We start from the raw sequence: 13,905 nt of genomic DNA, 5'->3' as shown, positions 1-13,905 counted from the left end.
GCGCAACGTGGGACCCGGTGCCGTGCCGCCGTACGGCCCCTGTAGCCTCGGCTCACCGCACATGTATGCCTGCAAGGAGCCGTAACAGATGACCCAGCGCACCCTCGTCCTCCTCAAGCCCGACGCGGTACGCCGCGGCCTGATCGGCGAGATCATCGGCCGTATCGAGCGCAAGGCCGGCTGGGCCATCACCGCGCTGGAGCTGCGCCACCTGGACCAGGACACGCTGGAGCAGCACTACGGCGAGCACAAGGGCAAGCCGTTCTACGAGCCGCTGGTGGCGTTCATGTCCTCCGGGCCGGTCGTCGCACTGGTGGTCGAGGGCGAGCGGGTCATCGAGGGCGTACGCCAACTGGCCGGACCGACCGACCCGATCGCCGCAGCGCCGGGGTCCATCCGTGGTGATTTCGGCACCATCGTCCGGGAGAACCTGATTCACGCTTCGGACTCCGAGGAGTCCGCCATTCGGGAACTGAAGATTTTCTTCCCGGGTATTTCCTGACTCGCTGTCAGCCATACAGCGCTCATGACCTGGGGCGACCGAAGGAATTTCGGTCGCCCTTCGGCATATGAACGCCACGACCGGGAACGCATCGCTCCGACACTTCGTCATCACTCATACAGAGGCGGGCCACCGCGCCGTGTCCGCGCAGGCGGGTCTACGATGTGAATCTCCTCGCCACACCACCCACCTCGCCGACCTGAGAAGCCGTCAACGCTCTAATTGGGAAGGCCCGACGCATCCTCATGGGAAACAAGGGGAACTCAATGTCGTTCATCGGCCGTGACATGGCTGTCGACCTCGGGACCGCCAACACGCTGGTGTACGTGAGGGGTCGCGGCATCGTCCTCAACGAGCCGTCCGTCGTCGCGATCAACACCAACACCGGCGGCATCCTGGCGGTCGGCTCCGAAGCGAAGAAGATGATCGGCCGGACGCCCGGCAACATCGTGGCCGTCCGGCCGCTGAAGGACGGCGTGATCGCCGACTTCGAGATCACGGAGCGCATGCTCCGCTACTTCATCCTCAAGATCCACAAGCGCCGCTACCTCGCCCGCCCGCGGGTCGTCGTCTGTGTGCCGTCCGGCATCACCGGCGTCGAGCGCCGCGCGGTCATCGAGGCGTCCACCCAGGCGGGCGCCCGTCAGGTGCACATCATCGAGGAGCCCATGGCCGCCGCCATCGGCTCCGGCCTCCCGGTCCACGAGGCCACCGGCAACATGGTCGTCGACATCGGTGGCGGCACCACCGAGGTCGCCGTCATCTCGCTCGGCGGAATCGTCACGGCACAGTCCATCCGGGTGGCCGGCGACGAGCTGGACAACGCGATCATCCAGCACATCAAGAAGGAGTACAGCCTCCTCCTCGGTGAGCGGACCGCCGAACAGATCAAGATCACCATCGGTTCGGCGTACGACCTCGAAACCGACGAGCACACCGAGATCCGGGGGCGGGACCTGGTGTCCGGCCTCCCGAAGACCGTGGTGATCTCGGCCGCCGAGGTCCGCAAGGCCATCGAGGAGCCGGTCAACGCGATCGTCGACGCCGTCAAGACGACCCTCGACAAGTGCCCGCCGGAGCTCTCCGGCGACGTCATGGACCGGGGCATCGTCCTCACCGGTGGCGGCGCCCTGCTGCGCGGCCTCGACGAGCGGCTTCGCCGGGAGACCGGCATGCCGATCCACATCGCCGAGGACCCGCTGGACTCGGTGGCACTCGGCTCCGGCAAGTGCGTGGAGGAGTTCGAGGCGCTCCAGCAGGTGCTGGACGCCCAGCCGCGCAGATAGCGGGGCCCACAGGTCAGCCGTACGGGTGCTGCCGGACCCGTACGGCTGATCGTTGATCAGGTTGATCCGGTTGGTATAACGGCACAAAAATTTCCTACGAGTTTCCTACGAGGAAGGGCACGGCCGCCCCACGTGAGGGACACACGAGAGAGCCGGCTGCTCCTGGTGCTGCTGGTAGCCATCGCGTTCGCGCTGATCACGGTGGATATCCGCGGCGGCGAGGAGTCACCCGTCGACGGCGCCAGACGGGCAGCCGCCACTGTCTTCGGCCCGGTCGAGAACAGCGTCGCGTCCGCCGTCAACCCGGTCGGCAACGCCATCGCGGCCGTACGGGACTCGGGCGAACGCCACAACCGCATCGCGGCGCTGGAGCGGGAGAACGCCGCGCTCAAGGCGAAACTCGGCAGCGACGACCGCAACCGCAGCCGCGTGCGCGAACTCGACAACCTGCTGAAGAAGGCCGGCGCCGGCCAGTACGGCATCAAGGCGGCCGAGGTCATCGCCATAGGGGCCGCCCAGGGCTTCTCCTGGACGGTGACCATCGACGCCGGTGCCAACGACGGCATCAAGCGGGACATGACGGTCATCAACGGGGACGGCCTCGTCGGCCGCGTCACCACCGTCGGCCCCGGCACCGCCACCGTGCTCCTCGCCAGCGACCCCGACTTCACCGTCGGCACCCGCCTGGAGAAGTCCGACGAGCTGGGCTTCGCCACCGGCCAGGGGGACCGCCCGCTGTCCGTGCAGCTCCTCAACGGCAAGGCGAAGGTCAAGCCCGGCGACCGGCTGGTCACCTTCGGCTCGCAGGCCGACAAGCCGTTCGTGCCCGGCGTCCCGGTCGGCGAGGTCATCCGGGTGGATCCCTCCACCGGCAACCTCACCCGGAACATCTTCGTCCGCCCGTACGCCGGCTTCAGCAAGCTCGACATCGTGGGCGTCGTCGTCCAGGCCCCGCGCACCGACCCCCGCGACACCGTCCTGCCACCCAAGCCCACGCCCGAGCCGACCGTCACGGTCACGGTGACCCCGTCCCCCACCGGGGCGCCCAGCGGCGCGCCGAGCGGGCCGCCGGAGGGGGAGTGACCATGCGTTTCAACCGGATCCTGCTCTCCACGACCCTCGTCGTCGTGGCCCTCGTCATCCAGGTGTCGATCCTGGCCCGCCTCCAGCTCCCCGGCGCCGTCCCCGACCTGCTGCTGCTCGTCGTCGTCGGCCTCGCCCTGGTGTACGGGCACGTCAGCGGCGCCCTCATCGGCTTCGGTGCCGGGCTCCTCGTCGACCTCGCCCCGCCCGCCGACCACGCCGCCGGGCGGTACGCCCTGGTCCTGTGCGTCATCGGCTACCTCGTCGGCCTCGCCAAGCCCGAGAACGGCCAGCTGCGCTCCGCCACCGGCCCCATGGTCATGGTGGTCGTCGCGGCCGTCGGCTCGACCCTGCTGTACGCGGGCGTCGGCGCCCTCGTCGGCGACACCGCCGCCCGCCACGTCGGCCTGGTCTCCCTGCTGATCACCGCGGTGATCTACGACCTGCTCCTCGCGCCCTTCACCGTGCCGCTGATCATGGCGCTCGCCAGACGCGCCGAGAACGACCCCCTCGCCGACGCCGGCAGTGGTGGCGCCGACGTCGCCTCGGGCTTCATGGCGAACGGCACCGGCCTGAGGATCGGCGAACAGCGCGGCGTACTGCGCATGAGGGCCGCCCGCAACCGGGCGGCGCGGGCCGGACGCATCAAGGGCGTCAAGCGACTGTGACCGAGGGGGCAACCGCGTCATGAGCAACATCCCCGAGACCGGGCGGACCCCCCGGGTCCAGATCCGGCTCATCGTCATCCAGGTCCTGGTCTTCTCCCTACTCCTCACCCTTGGCGGCCGCCTCTGGTACATCCAGATCCGGCAGGGCAAGGAGTACACCGACGAGGCGAAGAACAACCACGTCCAGCAGGTCGTCCAGCCCGCCGTCCGCGGCGCCATCCTCGACGCCCGCGGCGTCCCCCTCGCCGACAACGAGACCCGCCTCGTGGTCTCCGCCTCCCGCACCGAGCTGCTGAAGATGAAGGACGACGGCAAGGGCGTCCTCACCCGGCTGGCCGGAGTCCTGGGCATGAAGCCCAAGGACGTCATGGACAAGATCCGCCTCTGCGACTCCAAGACCCCCCAGCCCTGCTGGAACGGCTCGCCCTTCCAGCCGATCCCCGTCACCGACGAGGCCACCACCCAGCAGGCCCTGCAGATCCGGGAACGCGCCGAGGACTTCCCCGGCATCACCGCCGAACCCACCGCCGTACGCCGCTACACCGCGCCCGGCGGCGCCCGCACCGCGCAGGTGCTCGGCTACCTCTCGCCCGTCACCGACGAGGAGCTGGAGAAGGCCAAGGACACCGACTCGCCGTTCCTCCGCTCCGACCAGGTCGGACGCTCCGGCCTGGAACGCACGTACGACAAGGCGCTGCGCGGCAAGGCGGGCGTCACCCGCTACGAGGTCGACAACCTGGGCCGGGTCCTCGGCGAGGCGGAGAGCGACCCGGGCAGGCCCGGCTCGACGGTCGTCACCAGCATCGACGCCCGGGTCCAGGCCGTCGCCGAGTACGAGCTCCAGCAGGCGATGAAGACCGTCCGCAAGGAGACGGACAAGATCACCGGCCGGCCGTACAAGGCCGACGCGGGCGCCGTCGTCGTCCTGGAGTCCAAGACCGGCCGGGTCGTCGCGATGGCCTCCCAGCCCGACTACGACCCCAACGCCTGGGTCGGCGGCATCTCCGGCACGGAGTACGCCAAGCTCACCGGCAAGAACTCCAACTACCCGCTGCTCAACCGGGCCATCCAGGGTCAGGCACCCGCCGGCTCCGTCTTCAAGGTGGTCTCGGCGAGCGCGGCCGTGCGGGCGGGCAACCCCTTCGACAGCCGCTACAACTGCAGCAGCTCCTACAGCCTCGGCGGGCGGAGCTTCGCGAACTTCGAGTCCAAGGGGCACGGCCCCATCTCCCTCGGCGACGCCCTGAAGTTCTCCTGCAACACCGTCTTCTACCGTCTCGGCCACGAGGAGTGGCAGCGCGACGGCGGCCTCAAGCCGAAGAAGAACGCCAACGACTGGTTCTACCGGACCGCGCACGACTTCGGCTTCGGCTCCGAGACGGGCATCGACCTGCCGAACGAGGTCAAGGGCCGCATCCCCGACCGCCATTGGAAGCAGTCCTTCTGGAAGGCCAACAAGGACTCCTGGTGCAAGCAGGGCAAGAAGGGCGGCAGCTACGTCGAGCAGATCGCCTATGAGAGCTGCCTCGAAGGCAACCAGCTGAAGGCCTTCGACAGCATCAACTTCGCCATCGGCCAGGGCGACGTTCTCATCACCCCGATCCAGTTGGCCACCGCCTACGCCGCCATCAGCAACGGCGGCACCCTCTACAACCCCACCATCGGCAAGGCCGTGATCAGTCCCGACGGCAAGAAGGTCGAGGAGATCAAGCCCAGGCCCCACGGCAGGCTGCCGGTCGACGCCGAGACCATCAGCGACCTCGACAAGGGCCTGCGCTCCGTCGTCGAACCCGGCGGAACCGCCGCCTGGCGGTTCGGCGGCTGGCCGCAGGACAAGATCCCGATGCGGGCGAAGACCGGTACCGCCCAGGTCTACGGCAAGCAGACCACCTCGTGGTTCGCGACCTACACCGACGACTTCACGATCGTCATGACGATCTCCCAGGGTGGTACGGGCTCCGGCGCCTCGGGCCCCGCCGTACGCAACATCTACGACGCCATCTACGGTCTGGACGACGCCGGCAACCAGGACCTCAAGCGGGCCCTGCTGCCCAGGCCGCAGACGGCGCTGCCCAAGATCCAGCCCGACGGCTCCATCGACGCGCCGCCCGTCAAGCCGTACGACCCGAACTCCCAGAAGGTCGACCCGAGCGAGCAGGGCGACGGAGAGCCACCACTCGCGGGCCCGCCCCCCGTCTGGAGGGACTGACCCACGATGGCCGGAACCAACAACTTCTCCGTCTCGCGGTACGCGCCCGACCGCGGCGTCTGGTCCAAGCTCACCGCCCGCGACTCGATGGTGCGCAGGCTCGACTGGCCGCTGCTGTTCTCCGCGATCGCGCTGTCCTTCATCGGTTCGCTCCTGGTGTGGTCCGCCACCCGCAACCGCACCGAGCTCACCCAGGGCGACCCCTACGCCTTCCTCTTCCGCCACATCCTCAACACCGGCATCGGGTTCGCCCTGATGGTCGGCACCATCTGGCTGGGCCACCGCACCCTGCGCGGGGCGGTGCCGGTGCTGTACGGCATCTCCGTGGTCCTGGTGCTGCTCGTCCTCACCCCGCTCGGCGCCACCATCAACGGTGCGCACGCCTGGATCGTGATCGGCGGCGGGTTCTCGCTCCAGCCCTCCGAGTTCGTGAAGATCACGATCATCCTGGGCATGGCAGTGCTGCTGGCCGCCAAGGTCGACGCGGGCGACCAGATCCACCCCGATCACCGCACGGTCGCCAAGTCCCTCGTCCTCGCCGTCGTACCGATGGCCATCGTGATGCTGATGCCCGACCTCGGCTCCGTGATGGTCATGGTCGTCATCGTCCTGGGCGTGCTGCTCGCCTCCGGCGCGTCCAACCGGTGGATCTTCGGGCTGATCGGCGCGGGCATCGTCGGCGCGGTCCTCGTCACCGCGCTCGGCCTGCTCGACCAGTACCAGATCAACCGGTTCGCGGCCTTCGCCAACCCCGAGCTCGACCCGGCCGGCGCCGGCTACAACACCAACCAGGCGCGCATCGCCGTCGGCTCCGGCGGGCTGTACGGCGCGGGACTGTTCAACGGCCACCAGACCACCGGACAGTTCGTCCCCGAACAGCAGACCGACTTCATCTTCACCGTCGCCGGAGAGGAACTCGGCTTCATCGGCGGGTCCGCGATCATCGCGCTCCTCGGCGTGGTGCTCTGGCGCGCCTGCCGGATCGCCCGCGAGACGACCGAGCTGTACGGCACGATCGTCGCCGCCGGGATCATCGCCTGGTTCGCCTTCCAGTCCTTCGAGAACATCGGCATGACCCTCGGCATCATGCCGGTCGCCGGTCTCCCGCTGCCGTTCGTGTCCTACGGAGGATCGTCGATGTTCGCGGTGTGGGTGGCGATCGGACTGCTTCAGTCGATCAGGGTGCAACGGCCACTGACCGCCTAGGGACCGCATGGACCGGCCCGTCGGGGGTAGCTGAATTCGAATGATGGCGGACACGAAGCGCGAGATCGAGCGGAAGTACGAAGCCGGCCCCGACACCCGACTGCCGGACCTCACCGGAGTGCGCGGCGTCTGTGACGTCGTCGACAAGGGCGTCGCCGAGCTGGACGCCGTCTACTACGACACCGAGGACCTGCGCCTGGCCGAGGCGTCCATCACCCTGCGCCGCCGCACCGGGGGCGACGACGCCGGCTGGCACCTGAAACTGCCGGTCGCCCCCGGCGTACGGGACGAGATCCGCGCCCCGCTGGAGGACGACGTGCCCCGCTCGCTGGCCGGGCTGGTCCGGGCCAGGACCCGGGGCGCCGCGCTCGTTCCGCTGGTACGGCTCCGGTCCCGCCGCGACGTGCGCCACCTCGTCGGCGCCAAGGGCGCCCTGCTCGCCGAGGCGAGCACCGACACGGTCCGCGCCGAGCGGCTCACGGGCGGGGACGGCTCCACCGCCGAGTGGACCGAGATCGAGATCGAGCTCGCCGACGGCGGCGACCCCGCGTTCCTCGACGCCGTGCACAAACGGCTCCGCAAGAAGGGGCTGAAGCCCGCCCGGTCGGCGTCCAAACTCGCCAAGGCGCTCCAGGACACCGGCCGGCGGCCGGCGCCGCCCCCCGAGCCGGACGGCACCGCCGGCGGCCATGTCCTCGCCCACCTGCGCGAACAGGCCGACACGCTGGTCACCTGCGACGCCGCCGTACGCCGCGACCTGCCCGACTCCGTGCACCGGATGCGCGTCGCCACCCGCCGCCTGCGCAGCGCCTTCCGCACCTACCGGAAGATCCTGGACCCGGCCGCCACCGGCCCCGTCGCCGAGGAACTGAAGTGGCTGGCCCGCGAACTCGGCGTCGACCGCGACCAGGAGGTCCTCGCCGAACGGCTCACCGCCCGTATCGACGCCGTGCCCGTCACGCTGCTGCTCGGACCGGTCAGGGGACGCCTCCGCGCCTGGGCCGGTGCCGGCCGCGCCGGATCACGCGCCCGCACCCTCGCCGTCCTCGACAGTGAGCGCTACGCCGCCCTCCTGGACGCCCTCCACACCCTGCTCGCCGACCCCCCGCTCCGGCCCGCCGCCCGAAAGGACGCCGTCGCGGTCCTGCCCAGGGCGATCCTCAAGGACTACGAGCGGCTCGCCGCCCGCATCGACCGCGCGCTCGCCCTGCCCGCCGGCCACGACCGGGACGTCGCCCTGCACGAGGCCCGCAAGGCCGCCAAGCGCGCCCGGTACGCCGCCGAGGCCGCCGCGCCCGTGCTCGGCAGGCCCGCGAAGCGGTTCGTCAAGCGGGTGAAGGCCGTGCAGAAGGTCCTCGGCGACCACCAGGACAGCGTCGTCGCCCGCGACACCCTCCGCGACCTCGCCATCCAGGCCCACCTGGCGGGCGAGACCGCCTTCACCTGGGGCCTGCTGTACGGCCAGGAGGAGGCCCGGGCGGCGGAGCGCGAGAGGGAGCTGCCGCGGGTGTGGGCGAAGGCGGTACCGGGAAAACTGCGGCGGCTCTGACCTCCGACGCACCGGGGTACGCTTGAGAGTCGCCCCCTGCCAGCTCATGAAGGTCTCTGATGTCCGAGTCGGTCTTCCCACAGCTCGAAGCTCTGCTCCCGCACGTGCAGAAGCCCATTCAGTACGTCGGCGGTGAGCTGAACTCCACCGTCAAGCCCTGGGACGAGTGCGACGTGCGCTGGGCGCTCATGTACCCGGACGCCTACGAGGTCGGGCTCCCCAACCAGGGCGTCATGATCCTCTACGAGGTCCTGAACGAGCGCGAGGGCGTCCTCGCGGAGCGTACGTACAGCGTGTGGCCCGACCTCGAAGCGCTGATGCGCGAGCACGGGGTGCCGCAGTTCACCGTGGACAGCCACCGGCCCGTGAAGGCGTTCGACGTCTTCGGGCTGAGCTTCTCCACCGAGCTGGGCTACACCAACATGCTCACGGCGCTCGACCTGGCGGGCATCCCGCTGGAGGCGAAGGACCGCACGCTCGACGACCCGATCGTCCTCGCGGGCGGCCACGCGGCCTTCAACCCCGAGCCGATCGCCGACTTCATCGACGCCGCGATCATCGGTGACGGCGAGCAGGCCGTGCTCGACATGACCGGGATCATCCGTGCCTGGAAGGCGGAGGGCCGTCCCGGCGGCCGCGAGGAGGTCCTCTTCCGCCTCGCGAAGACCGGCTCCGTGTACATCCCCGCGTTCTACGACGTCGAGTACCTGCCCGACGGACGCATCGGCCGCGTCGTACCGAACAAGTCGGGCGTCCCGTGGCGCGTGTCCAAGCACACCGTCATGGACCTCGACGAGTGGCCCTATCCCAAGCAGCCGCTCGTCCCGCTCGCCGAGACCGTCCACGAGCGGATGTCCGTGGAGATCTTCCGCGGCTGCACCCGCGGCTGCCGCTTCTGCCAGGCCGGCATGATCACGCGCCCCGTGCGGGAGCGAAGCATCACCGGCATCGGCGACATGGTCGAGAAGGGTCTCAAGGCGACCGGGTTCGAGGAGGTCGGCCTGCTGTCGCTGTCCTCCGCCGACCACTCCGAGATCGGCGACATCGCCAAGGGCCTCGCCGACCGGTACGAGGACGACAAGATCGGCCTGTCGCTGCCCTCCACCCGCGTCGACGCGTTCAACGTCGACCTCGCCAACGAGCTGACCAGGAACGGCCGTCGGTCCGGTCTCACCTTCGCCCCCGAGGGCGGCTCCGAGCGCATGCGCAAGGTCATCAACAAGATGGTCTCCGAGGAGGACCTGATCCGTACGGTCTCCACGGCGTACGGCAACGGCTGGCGCCAGGTGAAGCTGTACTTCATGTGCGGCCTGCCCACCGAGACCGACGACGACGTGCTCCAGATCGCCGACATGGCGGCCAACGTCATCGCCGAGGGCCGCAAGGTGTCCGGCCAGAACGACATCCGCTGCACCGTCTCCATCGGCGGCTTCGTGCCCAAGCCGCACACCCCCTTCCAGTGGGCGCCGCAGCTGTCCGCCGAGGAGACCGACGCCCGCCTGGAGAAGCTCCGCGACAAGATCCGCGGCGACAAGAAGTACGGCCGCTCCATCGGCTTCCGCTACCACGACGGCAAGCCCGGCATCGTCGAGGGCCTGCTCTCGCGCGGCGACCGCCGCGTGGGCGCCGTGATCCGCGCCGTCTACGAGGACGGCGGGCGCTTCGACGGCTGGCGCGAGCACTTCAGTTACGACCGCTGGATGGCGTGCGCGGAGAAGACGCTGCCCGAGTTCGGCGTGGACGTCGACTGGTACACCACCCGCGAGCGCACGTACGAGGAGGTCCTGCCCTGGGACCACCTGGACTCCGGTCTCGACAAGGACTGGCTCTGGGAGGACTGGCAGGACGCGCTCGACGAGACCGAGGTCGAGGACTGCCGCTGGACGCCGTGCTTCGACTGCGGTGTCTGCCCGCAGATGGACACTCACATCCAGATCGGCCCGACGGGCAAGAAGCTGCTGCCGCTCACCGTCAAGAAGTAGTCGGCACCAGCGCCGAACTCCTCGGCGGGACCAGGGCATGGTCTCGCGGTCGAGGGGTGCAGCTGAGGAGAGGCGTCCGGACAGTCGCAGTCCGGACGCCTCTCGCTGTAGCCGCCCGTCCGCGCCTCGTCCGTCTCCTGAACACCCTTGCTCCCCGGAGCCGGCAGTTGAGCGGACCCTGTGCTCCTGCCGGGCAGCCGGCGATGATCCAGTCGTACGGGGCGTGGCCGTGTGGGCGCTGCCACCGGTGCCGTGCCTGGGCCACCAGGATGGACATCGACGACATCACGCACAAGTTCCTTGGGAAAAGGCAGGGTTGGCGATGATTCTGGAGCTGTTGCCGGAGGTGGGAGTTGCCACGCTCAGGCTGGGCATGTCGGCCGACGAGGCGGTCGGGGCCGCACGCGAACTGGGCTTCGCCCCGTCCGACCCGGACTACGGCGACACGCCCGGACAGGTGCTCTGCGAGCACGGGGAGTCCCGGACGGGGTTCAATCTCGGCTTCACCAAGGGCGCGTTGACCGACATCCATGTGTACCGGTTCCGCGTCGAGGACACGGATGTGACGGTCCTCCTCGACGGGCTCGACGTCTTCCGGACCCCCAGCGAAGAGCTGCTGGAGCGCCTGGAGAAGCGGGGCCACACGGTCCAGCAGAACGACGACGGCGTGGACACCCTTCCCGACCTCAAGGTGGTCCTGTCGAACGAGAGCAGCTTCGAGTACCCGATGGACGAGGAGGGGGACCCGATCCACTTCGACTACGCCCTCGTCACCTCGGTGGACTTCCGGGGGCCGGCCGGGGACTGACTCCGGCGGCCGTCGACCGGGCCGGGTCGGCGCCCGGCTGCGTCCCGTGCGCCGCCGGACGGGAAGCCGCTGCCGCCAACCGTCGTGAAGTGCCCCTGTAACGTCCGCGCAACGGCCCGGCCGGGGAAGAAACCCCAGGCCGGGCCGCTCGCGTCATGTCGGGCATGGACGTGGACAAGCGTGAGCGTGAGCCCGAGGGATGCCTGACGGCGGCGATCAGGATCCCGGTGCGGATCGTGGTGCTGCTCGTCGTCGTCCCCGTACGGATGGTGTGGGACGTCCTCGCCGTGTGCGGCCGGACGCTCGACCGGATGGTGCTGCGCCCGCTCGGCCGGGTGCTGTACGTGCTGTTCGTCACCCCGCTGATCCGGCTGTACGAGCACGTCCTGGCCCCCCTCGGCAGGGCGCTCGCGTGGCTGATCGGGGCCCTGGTGACGTACGGCATCGTGAAGCCGGCCGGGTGGCTGTACCGGTGGGTGCTCACACCGCTCGGGCACGCGCTGGTGTGGCTGGTGGAGACCTTGGTGGTGGCCCCGGCGCGGTGGCTGTACCGGTACCTGCTGACGCCGCTCGGGCACGGCGCCGCCTGGCTGGCCAGGGCGCTGTTCGTGTGGCCGTGGGTGGCGCTGTGGCGGTACGTCGTCGTGCCCGTCGTGCGGTACGGGATCGTCGTCCCGCTGGTGTGGCTGTGCCGGTGGGTGCTCGTCCCGCCGGCCCTGTGGCTCTACCGGTGGGTGCTCACCCCCGTGGGGCGGGCGCTCGTGGTCGCCGGGCGGGAGGTCCGGGACGCGATCGTGGTGGCGTGGCGTGTCGCCGGGTACGTCTCCCGGACCGTGGGGCGCGCGCTGAAGTGGCTCGGACGGAACCTGGTGGGCCGGCCGGTGGCGTGGTGCTACCGGAACGTGTGCACCCCGGTCGGTCACGCCCTGCGCGAGCACCTCTGGCGCCCGGTCCGCACGGCCGCCGTCGAGGCGGGGCGCGCCACCCGGGCGGCGCTGGCCTCGGCCGCCGAAACGGTCCGCCGGGCCCGCCGGGACGCGTGGCGGGCGCTGGTCGGCGGACCGGCGGTGGGGCGGGCTGGGGAACCGGCCGGCGTCCCGGCGCGTAGTCTGGGTAGTACAAAGACCGCACCTGGCGTGGCGCCCGCACCCGAGATCTCCCCGCGACAGCGGGGGTGAGCCGGGCGGGCCCCCCGGGAGCCGCCCGAATTTTCGTGGGCGGAGCGCCACCGCGCCCGCCCCGCACCGAGGAGAAGAACCACTGGGCAAGCGACAGCCCGAAGGCCCGCCGCCCGCACCGGCAGTGCAGCGCATCCGCCTGCGCTACACCAAGCGCGGCCGCCTCCGGTTCACCAGCCACCGCGACTTCCAGCGCGCGTTCGAGCGTGCGCTGCGCCGCGCCGAGGTGCCCATGGCGTACTCGGCCGGCTTCACACCCCACCCCAAGGTCTCGTACGCCAATGCCGCCCCCACCGGCACGGGCTCCGAGGCCGAGTACCTGGAGATCGCGCTCACCGAGCCGCGTGACCCCCGGAAACTGCGCGAGTTGCTCGACGAGTCGCTGCCGGACGGGCTCGACATCACCGACGCCGTCGAGGCCCGCACCTCGGGTCTCGCCGACCGGCTGACCGCCTCCGTCTGGGAACTGCGCCTGGAGGGCGTGGACGTGGCGGACGCCGAGCGCGCCGTCGCCGCCTTCCTCGCCGCCGACGCCGTCGAGGTACAGCGCAAGACCAAGAACGGGATGCGCACCTTCGACGCACGGGCCGCCGTGGCAGGCCTGGAGGCCGGCTCTGTGCCGTCTGATAGGCCCGGGCAGGGCCTCTGTGCGATACTGCGGCTGGTTGTTCGGCACGTGACACCTGCCGTGCGACCCGACGACGTCCTGTCCGGTCTCCGAGCTGTGGCCGACCTGGCGCCGCCGGTCCCCGCAGCGGTGACCAGGCTGGCGCAGGGGCTCTTCGACGAGGAGTCCGGCACGGTGACCGACCCGCTCGCGCCCGACCGCGAGGCAGTCACGGCCGCCCCACCCAAGGCCGCCGGACTCGCCGCCGCCCCGGAGCCGACAGGTGCGGGTTCCGCGTAGGGCGGTCGTTGTAGCGCAGCCCTGGCACTCGGGAGCCACCTGGGTCGGGCCGCGTACACCCACAGGAGACTTTCGCCAGGCCGTACGCACAACGCGTACGGAACCGGCGGGCCAGACATAACAGCTCCCGTGCGGCGCCGCGCCAGACGCGGCGCCCGGGAGCGTGACGGGAGAACCGCCCGCATGCTCGAGCCGAACGAAACCGGCACCACCGCCGGTAACCACAACGAAGAGAACAACTCTCCGAGCGACACGCTGCCGCCGCGCCGCCGTCGCCGGGCCGCGTCGAGGCCGGCGGGTCCGCCGGTCACCGGGAGCGCCGGGGACGCACCGGTCGGCGAGGTCGTCGTCGAGACGCCCGCCGCCGAGGTGGCCGACGTCGCCTCCCTCGCCGAGGCGCCGAACGACGCGCCCGAGCCCGCTCCGGCGCGTACGCGCCGCCGCGCGACGCGTAAGGCGACCGCCCCGGCGGGTGCGCCCCAGGTCGCCGAGGAGCCGCAGGCCGCTGAGGTGCCGGAGGCCGCTCC

General features: G+C 70.6%; 12 protein-coding genes. All 12 read left to right on the top strand.

Annotation, left to right across the window (positions count from 1 at the left end; all coding sequences use genetic code 11):
• Positions 1–88: 88 nt before the first annotated feature.
• Positions 89–502 carry a nucleoside-diphosphate kinase gene (gene ndk / locus ABT360_RS00060; protein WP_064069522.1) on the top strand — a complete coding sequence of 138 codons (414 nt, stop codon included), beginning with the start codon at positions 89–91 and terminating at the stop codon, positions 500–502.
• 266 nt (positions 503–768) lie between these two features.
• Positions 769–1,788, top strand: coding sequence for a rod shape-determining protein (locus tag ABT360_RS00055; protein WP_351808285.1), 1,020 nt, complete (start codon positions 769–771; stop codon positions 1,786–1,788).
• Positions 1,789–1,920: 132 nt separating this feature from the next.
• Positions 1,921–2,871 (top strand): rod shape-determining protein MreC, encoded by a 951-nt coding sequence (gene mreC, locus ABT360_RS00050; protein WP_351808283.1) that lies wholly within the window; start codon positions 1,921–1,923, stop codon positions 2,869–2,871.
• Between the two features lie 2 nt (positions 2,872–2,873).
• Positions 2,874–3,539 carry a rod shape-determining protein MreD gene (gene mreD / locus ABT360_RS00045; RefSeq protein ID WP_351808281.1) on the top strand — a complete coding sequence of 222 codons (666 nt, stop codon included), beginning with the start codon at positions 2,874–2,876 and terminating at the stop codon, positions 3,537–3,539.
• Between the two features lie 19 nt (positions 3,540–3,558).
• A complete protein-coding gene (gene mrdA, locus ABT360_RS00040; RefSeq protein ID WP_351808279.1) occupies positions 3,559–5,748 on the top strand; it encodes a penicillin-binding protein 2 in 2,190 nt (729 codons plus the stop codon).
• Between the two features lie 6 nt (positions 5,749–5,754).
• Entirely contained in the window at positions 5,755–6,954 is a 1,200-nt protein-coding gene (gene rodA, locus ABT360_RS00035) for a rod shape-determining protein RodA (protein WP_351808277.1), read from the top strand.
• Positions 6,955–6,997: 43 nt separating this feature from the next.
• Positions 6,998–8,503 (top strand): CYTH and CHAD domain-containing protein, encoded by a 1,506-nt coding sequence (locus ABT360_RS00030; RefSeq protein WP_351808275.1) that lies wholly within the window; start codon positions 6,998–7,000, stop codon positions 8,501–8,503.
• A gap of 59 nt (positions 8,504–8,562) precedes the next feature.
• The gene (locus tag ABT360_RS00025; protein ID WP_351808273.1) at positions 8,563–10,485 is read left to right on the top strand and encodes a TIGR03960 family B12-binding radical SAM protein; all 1,923 of its coding nucleotides are present in this window, start codon (positions 8,563–8,565) and stop codon (positions 10,483–10,485) included.
• A gap of 322 nt (positions 10,486–10,807) precedes the next feature.
• Entirely contained in the window at positions 10,808–11,293 is a 486-nt protein-coding gene (locus ABT360_RS00020; RefSeq protein WP_351808927.1) for a hypothetical protein, read from the top strand.
• Positions 11,294–11,457: 164 nt separating this feature from the next.
• A complete protein-coding gene (locus ABT360_RS00015) occupies positions 11,458–12,471 on the top strand; it encodes a hypothetical protein (RefSeq protein WP_351808271.1) in 1,014 nt (337 codons plus the stop codon).
• Between the two features lie 124 nt (positions 12,472–12,595).
• A complete protein-coding gene (locus tag ABT360_RS00010; protein ID WP_351808269.1) occupies positions 12,596–13,378 on the top strand; it encodes a TIGR03936 family radical SAM-associated protein in 783 nt (260 codons plus the stop codon).
• Between the two features lie 183 nt (positions 13,379–13,561).
• On the top strand, positions 13,562–13,905 hold a 344-nt coding region (locus ABT360_RS00005), incomplete at its 3' end, for a hypothetical protein (protein WP_351808267.1).

Source organism: Streptomyces sp. NPDC000229, from assembly GCF_040300825.1.
Taxonomy (GTDB): domain Bacteria; phylum Actinomycetota; class Actinomycetes; order Streptomycetales; family Streptomycetaceae; genus Streptomyces.
This window is presented reverse-complemented; position numbering and strand designations above follow the sequence as displayed.

What these genes read in the sequence shown, in the direction of transcription:
- ABT360_RS00055 (WP_351808285.1), top strand. Translation starts at nt 769, where the DNA reads ATGTCGTTCATCGGCCGTGACATGGCTGTCGACCTCGGGACCGCCAAC.
- mreD (WP_351808281.1), top strand. Translation starts at nt 2,874, where the DNA reads ATGCGTTTCAACCGGATCCTGCTCTCCACGACCCTCGTCGTCGTGGCC.
- ABT360_RS00025 (WP_351808273.1), top strand. Translation starts at nt 8,563, where the DNA reads ATGTCCGAGTCGGTCTTCCCACAGCTCGAAGCTCTGCTCCCGCACGTG.
- rodA (WP_351808277.1), top strand. Translation starts at nt 5,755, where the DNA reads ATGGCCGGAACCAACAACTTCTCCGTCTCGCGGTACGCGCCCGACCGC.
- ABT360_RS00015 (WP_351808271.1), top strand. Translation starts at nt 11,458, where the DNA reads ATGGACGTGGACAAGCGTGAGCGTGAGCCCGAGGGATGCCTGACGGCG.
- ndk (WP_064069522.1), top strand. Translation starts at nt 89, where the DNA reads ATGACCCAGCGCACCCTCGTCCTCCTCAAGCCCGACGCGGTACGCCGC.
- ABT360_RS00030 (WP_351808275.1), top strand. Translation starts at nt 6,998, where the DNA reads ATGGCGGACACGAAGCGCGAGATCGAGCGGAAGTACGAAGCCGGCCCC.
- ABT360_RS00020 (WP_351808927.1), top strand. Translation starts at nt 10,808, where the DNA reads ATGATTCTGGAGCTGTTGCCGGAGGTGGGAGTTGCCACGCTCAGGCTG.
- mrdA (WP_351808279.1), top strand. Translation starts at nt 3,559, where the DNA reads ATGAGCAACATCCCCGAGACCGGGCGGACCCCCCGGGTCCAGATCCGG.